Annotated in this window: 12 protein-coding genes; 1 reads left to right on the forward strand and 11 read right to left on the reverse strand. The window is 58.6% G+C overall.

Features of this window, described 5'->3' with window-relative positions:
- Nucleotides 1-34: 34 nt before the first annotated feature.
- The 3 genes from B2J69_RS01020 to B2J69_RS01030 form a co-directional block, all read right to left on the reverse strand.
- Nucleotides 35-928 carry a GntR family transcriptional regulator gene (locus tag B2J69_RS01020; protein ID WP_081134989.1) on the reverse strand — a complete coding sequence of 298 codons (894 nt, stop codon included), beginning with the start codon at nucleotides 926-928 and terminating at the stop codon, nucleotides 35-37.
- Between the two features lie 273 nt (nucleotides 929-1,201).
- A complete protein-coding gene (gene bamA / locus B2J69_RS01025) occupies nucleotides 1,202-3,631 on the reverse strand; it encodes an outer membrane protein assembly factor BamA (RefSeq protein WP_081134992.1) in 2,430 nt (809 codons plus the stop codon).
- Between the two features lie 489 nt (nucleotides 3,632-4,120).
- Nucleotides 4,121-5,323 carry a lactonase family protein gene (locus B2J69_RS01030; protein ID WP_236722672.1) on the reverse strand — a complete coding sequence of 401 codons (1,203 nt, stop codon included), beginning with the start codon at nucleotides 5,321-5,323 and terminating at the stop codon, nucleotides 4,121-4,123.
- Between the two features lie 231 nt (nucleotides 5,324-5,554).
- Between B2J69_RS01030 and B2J69_RS01035 the strand changes: the two genes are divergently transcribed.
- Nucleotides 5,555-5,941 (forward strand): RidA family protein, encoded by a 387-nt coding sequence (locus B2J69_RS01035; protein WP_081134998.1) that lies wholly within the window; start codon nucleotides 5,555-5,557, stop codon nucleotides 5,939-5,941.
- 33 nt (nucleotides 5,942-5,974) lie between these two features.
- Here the strand turns inward: B2J69_RS01035 and B2J69_RS01040 are convergent, their stop codons facing one another.
- The 8 genes from B2J69_RS01040 to B2J69_RS01075 all read right to left on the reverse strand — a co-directional run bounded on the left by B2J69_RS01040 (nucleotide 5,975) and on the right by B2J69_RS01075 (nucleotide 13,495).
- Nucleotides 5,975-6,490: a flavin reductase family protein gene (locus tag B2J69_RS01040; RefSeq protein WP_081135000.1), complete on the reverse strand. Its 516-nt coding sequence runs from the start codon at nucleotides 6,488-6,490 to the stop codon at nucleotides 5,975-5,977.
- Nucleotides 6,491-6,563: 73 nt separating this feature from the next.
- Nucleotides 6,564-6,965: a RidA family protein gene (locus B2J69_RS01045; RefSeq protein ID WP_081135003.1), complete on the reverse strand. Its 402-nt coding sequence runs from the start codon at nucleotides 6,963-6,965 to the stop codon at nucleotides 6,564-6,566.
- A gap of 43 nt (nucleotides 6,966-7,008) precedes the next feature.
- The gene (locus tag B2J69_RS01050) at nucleotides 7,009-7,950 is read right to left on the reverse strand and encodes an ABC transporter permease (protein ID WP_081135008.1); all 942 of its coding nucleotides are present in this window, start codon (nucleotides 7,948-7,950) and stop codon (nucleotides 7,009-7,011) included.
- A complete protein-coding gene (locus B2J69_RS01055; protein ID WP_081135013.1) occupies nucleotides 7,932-9,029 on the reverse strand; it encodes an ABC transporter permease in 1,098 nt (365 codons plus the stop codon). The genes B2J69_RS01050 and B2J69_RS01055 overlap by 19 nt, the downstream gene beginning before the upstream one ends.
- Nucleotides 9,022-10,530, reverse strand: coding sequence for an ABC transporter ATP-binding protein (locus tag B2J69_RS01060; protein WP_081135018.1), 1,509 nt, complete (start codon nucleotides 10,528-10,530; stop codon nucleotides 9,022-9,024). Before B2J69_RS01060 ends, B2J69_RS01055 begins: the two co-directional genes overlap by 8 nt.
- 4 nt (nucleotides 10,531-10,534) lie before the next feature.
- Nucleotides 10,535-11,497: a BMP family protein gene (locus tag B2J69_RS01065; RefSeq protein ID WP_081135022.1), complete on the reverse strand. Its 963-nt coding sequence runs from the start codon at nucleotides 11,495-11,497 to the stop codon at nucleotides 10,535-10,537.
- An 81-nt stretch (nucleotides 11,498-11,578) separates the two neighbouring features.
- Complete coding sequence (locus tag B2J69_RS01070) at nucleotides 11,579-12,688, reverse strand: LLM class flavin-dependent oxidoreductase (protein ID WP_081135026.1); 1,110 nt, start codon at nucleotides 12,686-12,688, stop codon at nucleotides 11,579-11,581.
- Nucleotides 12,689-12,703: 15 nt separating this feature from the next.
- Nucleotides 12,704-13,495: an alpha/beta fold hydrolase gene (locus B2J69_RS01075; protein ID WP_236722673.1), complete on the reverse strand. Its 792-nt coding sequence runs from the start codon at nucleotides 13,493-13,495 to the stop codon at nucleotides 12,704-12,706.
- Between the last annotated feature and the right edge of the window lie 89 nt (nucleotides 13,496-13,584).

The following is a 13,584-nucleotide window of genomic DNA, read 5'->3' on the forward strand; positions in this document are numbered from 1 at the left end:
CAACAAACGGCTCAGGGAATGAGCCGTTTTGCTTTCAGGCTTCCGCGCTGATACGGCGCATTTTTTTATTTTCCAGCGCCACCGCCAGATGCTGCTTCATCATGTAGGAGGCTTCGATACGCTGTCCCGACTCAATCAGCGCCAGCAGGCGCATATGATCGTTGACCTCAGCGTAGTAGCGGCTGCGATCGTCCATGATGCGGTAATCCATCAGCATACGCATGCGGTTGACGTTGCGCAGCGAGATTTCAAAGAAGGGGTTGTTGGAGAAGCCGATCACCGTCTCGTGAAAGCGGTAGCCGGCCAGCTGCAGCTGTTTTGGCGAGAGGCGTTCAATGCCGTTGTCGAGCAGCATCTCCAGCTCGCGGCGGATCTCGTCGATTTTCTCCTGCGGCGCGTTGAAGGTGGGCTCCAGAATCGCCATCGGCTCAATCACCATACGAAAGCTGAAGATGTTTTCCAGCGCCGCTTTGGTTTTCGCCACCGGCAGAAAACGCCAGCCGTAACCCTGCTTGCGCTCTACCCAGCCCTCGCTGATGCCGCGCGCCAGCAGCGTCGAGAGCTGGCTTTTGGTCAGGTTGTAGCGTTTCATCAGGTAGAGTTCGGTGACTTCCGCTTCGATATTGTCCTGCAGCCAGTCTTCCGCCAGCTGATAATACTCCGGCAGATCGCTGCCGTCGGCGGGCGCGGGCGCGTCGTGCTGCTGCGGCGCGTAGTCCTCTCTGACGAAAAATCCGCGGTTAAGCTTTTGCTGCAGAACACCTTTCTGCTCCAGATAGACCAGCGCTTCGCGCACCGGCGAGCGCGAAACGTCAAAGGTTTCGGCCAGCTTCGGCACGCTGAGATGCGCGCCGGGCACCAGTTTGCCGGTGTCGATCAGACCCACGATTTTTTGCGCAAGCCGTTCAGTCAGGGCGCTAATTTTCATTTCATTTTATGGCGGTTGAGAATGAATAGGGGATTATTGCATTTAAATAATTTGAAATGCAATACCCGCAGCACAGCGTGAAAGCTAAATAAAAAAGCCACCCAAACGGGTGGCGTCAACAATAGAGTTTAATACGCATAATAACGATGTGGCAGGCGCTCTTTCCTTGAGTACCGTACCTTGACTATTTTACCCGGCTGAATAATTTATTCTGTACTCTCTTTTTAAGGATAATGTAAAAAAGTGCGGCGTCTTATTCCTGCGAAATAAAGGCTACCAGGTTTTCCCGATATTAAACTGGAATTGCTCTGCTTTATCGCCGCTATATTTTTTAAGCGGCAGCGCATAGGAGAACACCAGTGGGCCGAGCGGCGATTGCCACTGCAGCGCGACGCCGCTCGATACGCGAATTTCGCCTGGATCGCTGTAGTCGGGAATGCCTGCGGCACGCGTCTCTGCGGTGTTCTGCCAGCCGGTATCCCAGACGGTACCGGCGTCCACGAACAGCGAGGTGCGCAGTGCGTCGGCGTAGCGGTCGCCGATAAACGGCGTCGGCATGATAAGTTCTGCGCTCGCCACCGCCATTGCATTGCCGCCGACCGCGTCGCTCGACGATTTCACCGGGCAGGTGGCGTAGCTGCTTTCCGATCCGTTGCAGCGATAATAGGCGGCTTTCGGCCCGATGGTGTTAGAGGAGAAGCCGCGTACCGACGTAGAGCCGCCCGCATAGAAGTTGTCGTAGAAGGGTACCTCTTTTCCGCCCAACCCGTCGGCATAGCCCGCTTTGGCGCGACCCATCACCACCCAGCGATGATCGCTGCTGAGCGGGAAATAGGCGTTGGCGCTGAGGGTGCTTTTGTAATAGCTGTTGGTCGATCCCGGGATCGTCACTTTGGTGTTGAAGCCGGCGCTCAGACCCGACGTGGGAAAGAAGCCGCGGTCGAGCGAGTTATAGTTCCAGCCGATATTCCAGAAGAAATCGTTGGCGGTGTACTTTTCATCGCTGGTGCCGTCATCGTCAACCGTGCGCGTGACGACAGAAGGGTTAACGCCCTGCGAGCCGAGATAGCGCCACATCGCCACCTGCGGCGCCATATTGCTGACGCGATTGTAGACGTAATCCAGTCCGCTGCTGAGATTGCTGTTTTCGCTGATGGGGAAGCTCAGGGTGCTGCCCGCGCCGAAGCTTTTCAGCGTATATTCGGACAGGTCATTATCTTCCGCGCTGTAGTCGTTATAGAACAGCTTTCCGCCCAGGCTGACGCCGTCCACGGTGAAGTAGGGGTCCGTGGCGCCAATTTCGACATAGGTCTGGTAGCTGTTTTTGGTGCCGCTAAAGCTGACGGTGTTGCCGCTGCCCAGCCAGTTATCCTGGCTAACGCCCAGCTGATAGCTGATGCCGCTGTCGGTGCCAAAGCCCAGCCCGACGTTAAAGGTGCCGGTATTGCGCTCTTTGACCTTGTAGACCACATCGACCTGATCTGCGCTGCCGGGCACCGGTTGCGTATCGACATCCACGCTTTCGAAAAAGCCGGTACGGTTGAGGCGCGTCTTGCCTTGCTCGACCAGATCGCTTGCCAGCCAGGCGCCTTCCATCTGTCGCATCTCGCGACGCAGCACCGCATCTTTCGAGGTATCGTTGCCGGCAAAGCGCACCTGACGCACAGAGAAGCGACGGCCTGCGTCGACGTTAATGTGCAGCCTGACCGTCTTATCTTTCTCGTTGATCTCCGGCTGGGTAGAAACCTGCGGGAAGGCATAACCGTAGCGACCCAGCAGGGTTTTGATCGCCGTTTCAGCCTCGCTGATTTTCGCGCCGTTATAGAGGCTGCCTGCCGGAAACGCAGCCAGTTTTTCAATTTCAGCTGCGTGTCCGGCCATATCGCCGCGCAGGCTGACGTCAGAGAGATGATAAACCGCACCTTCGCGAATATTGATGGTGAGATAAATGCCTTTTTTATCTGGCGTCAGGCTAACCTGGGTGGAGTCGATGGCGAATTGCGCATAGCCGCGATCGAGATAGTAGCTGCGCAGCGTTTCCAGATCGCCGGAGAGCTTTTGCTTCTGATACTTCTGATCGGCGGTGAGGTTCCACCAGGGCACATCGTCACGCAGCTGGAAGTGGGAGATCAGCTCATCGGAGCTAAACGCCCGATTGCCGACGATATTAATCTGTTTGATTTTGGCGGAGACGCCCTCGGTAAACACAAAGCGCAGATCGACGCGGTTGCGCGGCAGGGGCGTCACCACTGCTTTGACGCTGGCGCTATATTTCCCCTGGCTGTAGTAGAAATCCGCCAGGCCTTTTTCAATGTCCGCCAGCGTGGTGCGGTCCAGCGCATTACCCACACGTACGCCGGAAGCGTCGAGGTTTTGCTGCAGTTGCTCTTCCTTGATCGCTTTGTTGCCGGAAAAGGAGATGCTGGCGATCGACGGACGCTCTTTGACGTTGATCAGCAGCGCATCGCCGTCGCGCAGCACCTGAACGTCGTCAAAATTGCCGGTCGCGAACAGGGCGCGAATGGTCTGGCGCACATCGTCGTCGCTGACGCGGTCGCCCACGCGCACCGGCATGGTAAGCAGAGCCGCGCCTGGCGCGACGCGCTGCAGGCCGTCAAAATGAATCTCCTTTAGCGTAAAATCATCTGCGCCTGAGGCGGTGGTGGATACGATAAGAAGTAATCCGGTTAACATCTTTTTCATCTGCTATACGCCTGCCGTTTTCCTGTGCCTGCTTCAGTGGCTTTCCCGCGCCGCATCTCATTGAGCTAAACAGCCTGTTCAGCTCGCTATTTGCGGCAATAGTGTGCGGGAGAAGACCGCCGAGTCAGAGGGAAATTCAGCGATTTCGTCGGATTTTCGCTTACTTTACAGAAGGATGAAAAGACACTGCGTAAATATCGGCACCGCGATTACTCTCTGCTATGCGCGGACGAGCAGGCGTGGCGCTGGAGGGCATCTAATATGGGGTGCGTGGCGCGGATGCGGTGTGAAGAACACGCTGTTTTAAGTACGCATAATCATGATTATGTTAAATCACATCTCCTCAGCAGTTAGCACATCCTGTTGTGGCAGATTTTGTGCTCCCTCTTCTCCTTGACGACCTGTACGCCAGCCATCGATAAGTCGCCTGATGATGGCGGCCCTTAAGGCCGCCCGTTGCGAGTCCAGCGCGTTGCTGCGCTCCCCGCCCTAATTAAAGAATTTGATATCCGTCGGCGTGGCAAGTTTCGCCGCGTCCCCGGCCGCTTTCAGTTCGCCGTTACTCGGGTCGAAATGGAACAGGGAAATATTGTTAGAGAAGACGTTGGTCACGTAAAGATATTTACCGCTGCCATCAAAAGAAAAGGCGCGCGGTTCAATACCCTTAGCGCTATAACTCACCGGCTTACCCAACATGCCATCTGCTCTAATTTTAAACACCAGCAATTTATTATCTGAGCCGCGATTTGAGGCAATTACATATTTACCGTTCGGGCTTAATATAATTCCGCCGCCGCTGCGATACTCTGCGCTGCTATTCTCGCAATTTAATTTGATTCGGCCAGCCGGCTCCAGACGATCCTGATTCACATTGAACACCGCAATTTCACCGGCCATTTCAGTGATGACATAGGCATGCTTGCCATCCGGCGTAAACACCATATGGCGAGGACCGGAACCGGCCGTGAAATTCACGTCGCGTGCGCTATCCGCCTCCAGCGGCTGTGCTTTATCCGCATGATAGCGAAAGGCGTGCAGCTTATCGCCGCCGAGGTCAGCGGCGTAGAGAAACTGACCATCCTGCGTAAAGGTGGTGGAGTGCGCATGGCCGCCGTCCTGGCGCCCTTTTACCGCGCCGGATCCCTGCTCAAATGGAAACTGCTGAACCTGCTCGCCCAGCTTGCCATCCTGATGGATCGGGAACACTGATACGCCTGCGCCACCTTTCGCCACGGAGTAGTTGGCGACAAACAGGAACTTACCGTCCGGGCTGATAGTGGCATGGGTAGGCTGCTGGCCGTGGCTGTCCACGCTATTCAACACCTGCACCTGGCCGCTTTTATCCACGCTCAGCGCGGTGACCGCCCCACTGTTCTCTTCATTGGTGGTATAGGCAAAACGTCCGTCGCGGGATTTCACAATCCACGACGGGCTTTTCATTTTGATTACATCGAGTGGCGTCAGCGTGCCGTCGCTGTTCACCTTCAGGCGATATAACCCTTCACTGGGATGGTCAGGTTTTTGTTCTGATGGCGCATCGGGAATCGACGTCCAGGTTCCCACTAATGCCGTTTGATGATCTATCGCGTCATTTGCCATTGCGCTTCCCGCCAGTGAATAAACAGCCAGGGATAATGCCATGGTTATGTTCTTGGCTAAACTGCTGCGCGCGGCTTTTTTATTTCTATTCATTTTAGACCCCACCATAATCGGAATGATTAACGACTATAGAGTGGGTTCCATTTAAGTAGTGTCTGGTCAGAGTGACCGGGTTCACAATACAGAAGATTAAACGTGTCTGGTCAGCCCTTTTGCTGCGTTGCAGGATCGGCAACGCCGTGTCGCTGTAATGTGATTACCTGTAGGCTGAGTCGGCTGATAGGATAAAAAAGGTCTTTCTGCATTCACACCTTCAGGAGCGCTATGGGCATCGTTAATCCAGCCGGTCTTAAAGCAAGAAGCTATTACAATCATATTAAAATCCGGCCCGGCATGCCGGTATTTCCCACGGGTCAGGTGGCATGGGACGAAAATGGCGAGGTGGTGGGCGTCAATAACATGACGCAGCAGGTCGAGCAGGTCTATGCCAATATCGATCGGTTGCTGGCGGGACTGGGCGTCACCAGAGATTCTATTGTCAAAACGACGACGTACGTAACCGATCTTGCCCTGGTATCGGAGATTCACCCCGTGCGGGAGCGATTTTTCTCAGGGCTGGAGTTGCCCGGCAGCACCCTGTTTCAGGTTGCCGCGCTGGCCGAGCCAGAACTGATGCTGGAAATTGACGTGGTTATTATGATGCCGCAGTAATGCGGCATTTTTAGGTGACGAAAACGCCGCGGTTCACGCCTGACTAAGATGACGGAAGCGGCGATCCATATAGAGCAAAGGCGCCGCGTCCGGACGCGGATGCGACACCGCCGTGACCTCCCCGAGAAAAATGCCGTGGCTGTGCCAGTCGACAATCTGCGCCAGCCTGCATTCAAACGCGACCAGCGCTTCTGCGCATACCGGCGCGCCGTTTGTCGCCGTTGTCCATTCACCGGTCCGAAAGCGCTCTGCGCGGCGAGCTGAATGGCTGAACAGATCAACCAGCGGCAGCGCCTCTCTGGTCAGCACACTGACGCAGAAACTGCCCGTCTGCTGGATCAAGGTAAACATGGATGCGCTGCGGTTGATACAGACCAGCAACGTCGGCGGCTCGGCGCTAACGGAGGTGACAGCGGTGGCGATCATGCCGCCCGGTTCACTGTCGCAGCTGGCCGTAATCAGGCAAACGCCGGCTGCCAGCAGGCGCATCCCGCCGCGATACGCGTCAGCAATCGGCGGCGTCTGTGAGGTTTCGCTAGAAAGTCTCATACCCTTTTTACCCTCTGCCGTGACCGGGTGCCGCCAGACATGCTCTTCTGCGGCCCAGATAGCGGGTTTGCGCTCAGGATGGAATAAGCGCCGTCGTGGCGATCTCGACTAAAAATTCCGGGCGCACCATCTCCAGCTTCACGCAGAAACGAGCCGGCAACAGGGTCGGGAAATAGCTGACGTAGATGTCGTTGAATTTATGGTAATCCTCCAGATTACGCAGGAATATCTGATTCATCACCACGTGATCCATACTGCTGCCGGCGGCTTCCAGCACCACTTTGATGCTGTCGAGGACGCGGCGGGTCTGCGTTTCAATATCGCCCACGCCAACCAGCGCGCCATCAACCGGATCGGTTGAAAGCATGCCGGCGACATAGACATGATGACCGGCTTTGATGCCCCAGTTGAGGTGGTTGAGGCCGGTTGCGGTCTTGCCAGTAATCCAGCCTTCCGGGTTGATTGCCTGATTCATTTGCTTCTCCTGTGTCGGGCGACAGCCCGCGTATTTAAAAGGTTTAACGTCCTGAACCGCGCAGGAAAGGACGGCCTAAATCCCCTGGCGCTGCGCCGCCGCGTCCCATCATGATCCAGGCGACGAGCGCGACCACAAAGGGCATGGCCATCAGCAGCGCGGGAGGAATATCAATGCCGAGATACTGCCCCTGAAACTGCAGGGCTTCGAGTAAGCCGAGAAGTACTGCCACCAGCAGCACGCGGCCGGGCTTCCAGCGCGCAAAAAGGGTAATGGCGATCGCCAGGTAGCCGCGCCCCGCGGTCATGTTGTCAACAAAGGTGCCGCCAGAGGCCACAATGCAGAGATACGCGCCGCCCAGCCCCGCCATCAGGCCGGTAAACAGCGCGGCGCTGAAGCGCAGTCCCAGCACCGAATGACCCGCCGCATCGGCAGCGGCGGCGTTTTCTCCGGCCGCGCGCACCAGCAGCCCCACACGGCTAAAGCGAAACAGCGCCCATAACGCCAGCGTGGTCAGCACAGCAAGGTAGAACACCGGGCTTTGCGAGAAGATGGCGCGGCCAACGAGGGGGAGGTCGGAGAGCCAGGGCAGTTTCATCACTGAAACTGAGCGCATCGAACCGGCGGCTGGCGCGCCGCTGAGCCACAGCTGACGGATCAACGAGGTGGCGCCAGCGGCGAACAGGTTAAAGCCGATGCCCATGACGATCTGATTGGCGCGAGCCAGTACCGTGCCGGCCGCCAGCAGCGCCGCCGCCAGCAAACCGCCCAGCGCGCCAGCAACAAGCGCCAGCAGCGGAGAGCCGGTGAACGCCAGGCCGAGTGCCGAAGAGGCGGCGCCAGACAGCATCAGCCCTTCCAGCCCGATGGTGAATACCCCTGCCCGTTCGGAAAGGGTTTCGCCCAGCGCCGCGAGCAGTACCGGCACGCAGAGACGCAGGCCGCCGGCCAGAAACAGCGCCAGGGTTACAATGTTGAATTCCATACCGGCCTCCCTTTAACCAGCATCACGCCGCTCAATACCGCCAGCAGCAAAATGGGCAGGCCTGCCAGCACGTCGGCTAACGCGGCGGGAATCGAGAAGGCGCTTTGCAGCGCCAGCGCGGCGCTGTTAATGGCGCCAAAGTAGATCGAAACGATGACCGCGCCGAGCGGTTCAAGACCGGCCAAAAACGAGACGGCGAGCCCTTCAAACCCCAGCCCAGAGGAGAAGCCGTCAATCAACCGGTACTGCACGCCCAGCACCTCAAAGCTGCCGGCCAGTCCGCCGATCGCCCCGGACAGGGCCATGCTGGAAAGGATCGTTCTGGCGGCAGACTGGCCCTGCAGACGAACGAAACGCGGACTCTGGCCGCTGGCGCGCAGCGTCAGGCCCGCCGCGCTGTGTTTGAGCATCAGCCACACCGCCAGGGCGATCAGCAGCGCAAGAAATACGCCGGCATGCAGGCGCGTGCCGTCAATCAGCGTGTGAAAGACGCCCTCTGCTGGCAGCTGGACGGACATATTGAAGCTAGAGCCGGCCGGGCGCATGGGGCCCTGCACCAGATATTTCAGGCTATAGATGGCGATGAAGTTCATCATCAGCGTAACGATGATTTCATCGATGCCGCGCCAGATTTTCAATATGGCGGGAATCACGCCCCATACCGCGCCGCACAAGGCGCCGCTGAGGATGGCTAACGGCAGCAGCCCCGGGCCGATATTGCCGACCGCCAGAAAAGGCAGCATGGCGCCGATAGCCCCCATCTGTAGCTGCCCTTCTCCTCCCAGGTTAAACATGCCGCCGCGAATGGCGACCAGCGCGCCCAGCGCCACCAGCAGGCGCGGCGTCATAAATACCAGCGTGTCCGACAGCGCCCGAAGGTTGCCAAACGCGCCGTCGACCGCCACGCTTACGGCGGCATGCAGCGGCACCCCCATGGCGCTAATCAGCGCCAGCCCCGCGAGCAGCGACCCGGCAAAGGCGCTAAGCGTCACCCACAGGGAACGCGAGGCGCTAAGCTGAGCCAGCGCTCGTCGCAACGGCATGCTGGTCGCGGTCAGCGGCTTAACAGAATCAGACATACTCAGCTCCTGCTGCCTGCGGCGAAGGGTTGCGCCCAGTGGTCATCAGGGCGCCGATGCGTTCTGGCGTCATGCTCTCGCCGGCCACTTCGCCAGTGATGCGGCCGCCATTGATCACCAGGATGCGGTCACAGAGCCGAATAAGCTCGTCAATGTTCGACGAGATGATGACCACCGTCGTGCCGCCATCGGCGGCTTGCGCCAGCCGCATCAGTACCGATTCGGCGGCCGCCATATCCAGTCCGCGCGTGGGTTGATAAACCACTACGACCGCGGCGGCGGCGTCCAGGGCGCGCGCCACCACGATTTTCTGCTGATTCCCTCCCGACAGCGCGCGCGCCGGGGTGGCATGGGAGTCAGTGCGAATATCAGACTGCGCGATCATCTCCCGCGCGCGGCGAGAGATGGCCGCATGGTTCAGCAATCCCCAGCGCAGATATTCGCCCCGCATAATTTTGGCATAGAGCAGGTTGTGGGAAACCGGCAGGTCAAGCGACAGCCCCTCGTGGTGGCGATCCTGCGGGACAAGCGCAACAGTGACCCTGTCACTGTGACGCGTCACGGCGCCGCGCTCTGGCTGGCGCTGCCCGGCCAGCAGCTCAAACAGCTCTGTTTGTCCGTTGCCCTCGACACCCGCAACGCCGGTTATCTCGCCTGCGTAAAGCTGGAGGTTGATATCGTGCAGCCCTGGCGATCCGCTGGCCGGACGCAAATACGCTGCGGTGACGCGCATCTGTTCTTTGCCCGCCTGGCGCCGCGCGCCGATACGGGTGCCGGTCGCGACGGCGCGCCCGACGATTTTTTCGACCAGATCATGCGGCGTGCAGGATGCGGTCAGCCCGCTGCCGTTGGTCTTGCCGCGCCGCAGAATGGTGTAGCGGTCAGCATGGGCGAGCACCTCGTCCACGTTATGGGTGACCACGGCCACGGCGGTGCCTTTCTCACTGATGCGGCGCAGCGTGTCGTACAGGGCGCCGATCTCATCCGGCGTGAGGATAGTGGACGGCTCATCCAGCAGCAGCACGCGGCTGTCATTCACCAGCGCTTTAAGGATCTCTACCCTCTGCTGCAGCGCCAGCGGCAGATCTTTGACCTTCGCCGCCGGATCGAGATCCATGCCGTAACGCTGCATAAAGGCATGAATGTCGCTCTGCCGTCGAAACATTTTTTGCCGTTCCCCTCGGGCGACCAGCGCCAGATTCTCAGCCACGGTAAACGGCGCCACCAGCCTGAAATGCTGATGGACCATGCCGATACCGTTAGCGATAGCATCGGCAGGCCGCCGGTGGATGACCTGACGGCCGTGCATCAGCACCCCGCCCTCGGTCGGCTCATGTACGCCGTAAAGGATATTCATCAGCGTCGATTTACCCGCACCGTTCTCGCCCAACAGCGCGTGGATCTCCCCAGGAAAAAGGGAGAGAGAGACCTTTTCCAGCGCCATAAAACCATTGGGATAGCGCTTTGAAACGTGGTCGAGTTCAATGACGGGAGCGGGCATGACGTTAATCCTCGATCTTGATTTTACCGGCCTTCAGATCGGCGATGATGCTGAACACCTTGTCCTGCACCTCTTTTCCGACATGGGCAAAAGGCGTGGCAAGGGTCCAGCCGTTGGTGGCGAGATTCTCGGTAATAATGCGATTGCCTAACTGACCCTCAACGAAGTGTTTGCCAATGTCGGCGTAGGACTTATCGAAGTTCATCACCGTGGAGGTCATCACGGCGTCAGGGAAGGTTTTTGACTGATCGGTGTAGGAGCCGAGGGTGAGCGCGCCCTCTTCATCCGCCGCCTGTTGAATGCCGGCGTCAGCGGTATCCGCTGAGGGGATGACAAAATCAGCCCCACGCGCTATCGCGCCGGTGGCGATCTCTTTGGCGCGCGCCACATCGGTAAAAGAGCCGACATAGGCTGAGTCCACCTGGACATGAGGGTTAACGTAGGCGGCCCCCTTTTTAATAAACTGCACGGTGCGTTCAGCGGAGGGGATTGGCTCGCCGCCGATCACCGCGATATGCCCATTTTTACTGGCCGCCGCCGCCAGAGCGCCCAGCACGAAGCCATACTCGTCCCAGTCGACGGACCAGGCTGAATAGTTGGGCAGATTAGCGGTAGCGTTTTCATAGGAGTAGAGCACGAACTGGGTTGCAGGATATAGCGGGGCCACTTCTTTGATCGCGGCTGAATAGCCCGATGAGTGAGCGATAATCAGCTTCACGCCACCTGATGCAAGCTGGCGCAGCACTGAGGGCGCAGATTCATAGCTGGTGTGTTCCAGATAGCTCGGCGCAAAGCCGTCCTGCGCCGCCATTGACTTAAAGGCCGCATAACCGGCGGTGTCCCACGCGCCTTGCGTCACCGTTTGGGTGAAGAGCGCCGCCACCCGCGGTTTGCTCTCATCCGCCTGAACGCCAGCACAGCTCATCGCCGCGCCTATTCCAATAGCCAACATCATGTTCAGTTTCATCGCTCGACTCCTGGCAATCCGCATCGCGGGGAAATGATTAAAATGGCTGAACAGCGCCGTCAGCCTTGTCGTGGTCGCAGTTCAGCTTTGGTTTGCTTTTTGCCAGGCGCGGGCGTGAGTGGACACCCCATTCGCCTCCAGCACCTCCACCACCTCGGTGCCGACGGTGCGCAGGTCATCAATAAAGTCCGGCACAATGACCGTGACGCCATCAAGCTGCGCGCCTTTGATAATCGCCGCCAGCTTGTTGCCGATGGTTTCAGGCGACCCCACCAGCACGGCGCGCGTCATGGCGTTGCGCTGCTCGCCCTGAGAGACGAACCGCTGCGCCATGGTGTTTTGCCTGAAGCTTTTGTCGCCGGAGTACTCGCGTGTCTGGTTATCCAGGGCAATGGTGTCCACCCCGGCGTCATAGCGTGCAACGCGCTCACGCGCCTGCGCGTCTGTTGCGCCCGGCACGATGGTGAACAGCCCGTAGGTTTTGAAGTCGGGCTTGCCCTGCTCAGCCGCCAGCTGTTTCGCGCGCAGGCCCGTTTTTATAAAGTCGTCGTGATCCGAGCCGAGCATAAAGCTCGCCGTGCAGTGCTCCATGGTGAACAGGAATCCGCGATCCGAGGCGCCGGCGCAGATAATGGGCGGCGGCGTCGCCGGTTTCGGGTTCGACATGCAGTCGGTCAGCTGATAATGCTTGCCCTGATGATCGACACGATCTTCCGTCCAGAGGCGCTTCAACACCGTCAGCCATTCGGCAGCCAGCTCGTAGCGCTCGGCATGATCCAGATCCATCCACAACCCCATCTGCCCCTGATCGGAAGGATTGGAGCCGGAAACGATGTTTAGTCCAAAGCGGCCTTTTGAGATCTGATCGAGTACCGCGCTCATTTTGGCCACCACCGCCGGATGGAAAACCATGGTATGCACGGTTCCCCACACGCCGATGCGGCTGGTGGCCTCCGCCAGCCCCGCCATTGTCGTCAGGCTTTCCAGCGTGACGTCCCAGTGGCGCGAAGGGCCGCCGTAACCGCGCCATTTCGCCATTGACAGCGCAAAGTCAAAGCCGAGCTGCTCCGCCAGGATGGCGACTTGTTTGTTGTACTCATAGGTCGCCGGTAGCTGAGGGCTGGTGGTTGAGGTTATCCAGCCGCCATTGCCCACCGGCAGGAACACACCCAACTCAACGTTACGATTCATGGTTAACTCCTTAAATCAATTCGCGTGATGGACCCGGGTCATAAAGTCGAGCGCAATCTGGTTAAACAACGGGGGTTCTGTTTCAGAAAAGCTGTGGCCGCCCTGAGGCACGATTGTCAACTCAGCACCCGCTATTGCGCCCGCCAGCAGGCGCGACTGATAGGGCGGCGTCAGAATGTCATCCTGCGCGCAGACCACCAGCGTGGGAGTGGTAATCAGGGGAAGTAAGGCCGTGGCGTCATGCGCCATAATGGCGTCAATGCGGCTGAGCACCACGTCGCGCTGAGGAAAATGGCGGGCAGACGCCAGCAGCGCAGGCGACAGTCGCTCGGCGTGTTTGCTGAGGTGCTCCGGCGGATAGAGAAAAAGCGCGCTGCCATGCACGTACTCTTCGAGACTGCTGCCGACTAACAGGGCGCGACGCATTCTGAAGCACCAGTTGAAGTGCAAATCGGAACGGGGCCAGCTGGCATAGAGCACCATGCCCGCTAACAGCCCAGGCTGACGCGCCGCCAGGATCTGACCAATAGCGCCGCCGGTGGAGTGACCCACTAACACGGGACGAACCAGCCCGAGTGCGGCGATCAAGGCCTGCAGATCGTCGGCCAGCGTGTCGAGGCTATAGGGACCCGCGGGATGATCTGACCTTCCTGCGCCCCGCTGATCGTAAGTGACCACGGTAAAATCCTGAGCAAACCACGCCACCTGCGGTGCCCAGTAGGCGGCGGTGCCGCCCAGGCCTGAAACAAAAATGATTACCGGCCCCTTTCCCTGTTTCTCGAAATAGGTCTGAATCCCGTTAGTCATGATGCTCGGCATCTCACTACCCTCTTTTCTGACGGCGTCAGGCGTTTAATCACGCGATGACGCATTGATACCACGGGATTCAGGGGCGA

It is taken from the genome of Pantoea latae, assembly GCF_002077695.1.
GTDB classification, from domain to species: Bacteria; Pseudomonadota; Gammaproteobacteria; order Enterobacterales; family Enterobacteriaceae; genus Pantoea; species Pantoea latae.

Bases quoted from the DNA above. Each gene is read 5' to 3' on its own strand.
- B2J69_RS01020 (WP_081134989.1), bottom strand. From the start codon at position 928: ATGAAAATTAGCGCCCTGACTGAACGGCTTGCGCAAAAAATCGTGGGT.
- bamA (WP_081134992.1), bottom strand. From the start codon at position 3,631: ATGAAAAAGATGTTAACCGGATTACTTCTTATCGTATCCACCACCGCC.
- B2J69_RS01030 (WP_236722672.1), bottom strand. From the start codon at position 5,323: ATGAATAGAAATAAAAAAGCCGCGCGCAGCAGTTTAGCCAAGAACATA.
- B2J69_RS01035 (WP_081134998.1), top strand. From the start codon at position 5,555: ATGGGCATCGTTAATCCAGCCGGTCTTAAAGCAAGAAGCTATTACAAT.
- B2J69_RS01040 (WP_081135000.1), bottom strand. From the start codon at position 6,490: ATGAGACTTTCTAGCGAAACCTCACAGACGCCGCCGATTGCTGACGCG.
- B2J69_RS01045 (WP_081135003.1), bottom strand. From the start codon at position 6,965: ATGAATCAGGCAATCAACCCGGAAGGCTGGATTACTGGCAAGACCGCA.
- B2J69_RS01050 (WP_081135008.1), bottom strand. From the start codon at position 7,950: ATGGAATTCAACATTGTAACCCTGGCGCTGTTTCTGGCCGGCGGCCTG.
- B2J69_RS01055 (WP_081135013.1), bottom strand. From the start codon at position 9,029: ATGTCTGATTCTGTTAAGCCGCTGACCGCGACCAGCATGCCGTTGCGA.
- B2J69_RS01060 (WP_081135018.1), bottom strand. From the start codon at position 10,530: ATGCCCGCTCCCGTCATTGAACTCGACCACGTTTCAAAGCGCTATCCC.
- B2J69_RS01065 (WP_081135022.1), bottom strand. From the start codon at position 11,497: ATGAAACTGAACATGATGTTGGCTATTGGAATAGGCGCGGCGATGAGC.
- B2J69_RS01070 (WP_081135026.1), bottom strand. From the start codon at position 12,688: ATGAATCGTAACGTTGAGTTGGGTGTGTTCCTGCCGGTGGGCAATGGC.
- B2J69_RS01075 (WP_236722673.1), bottom strand. From the start codon at position 13,495: ATGACTAACGGGATTCAGACCTATTTCGAGAAACAGGGAAAGGGGCCG.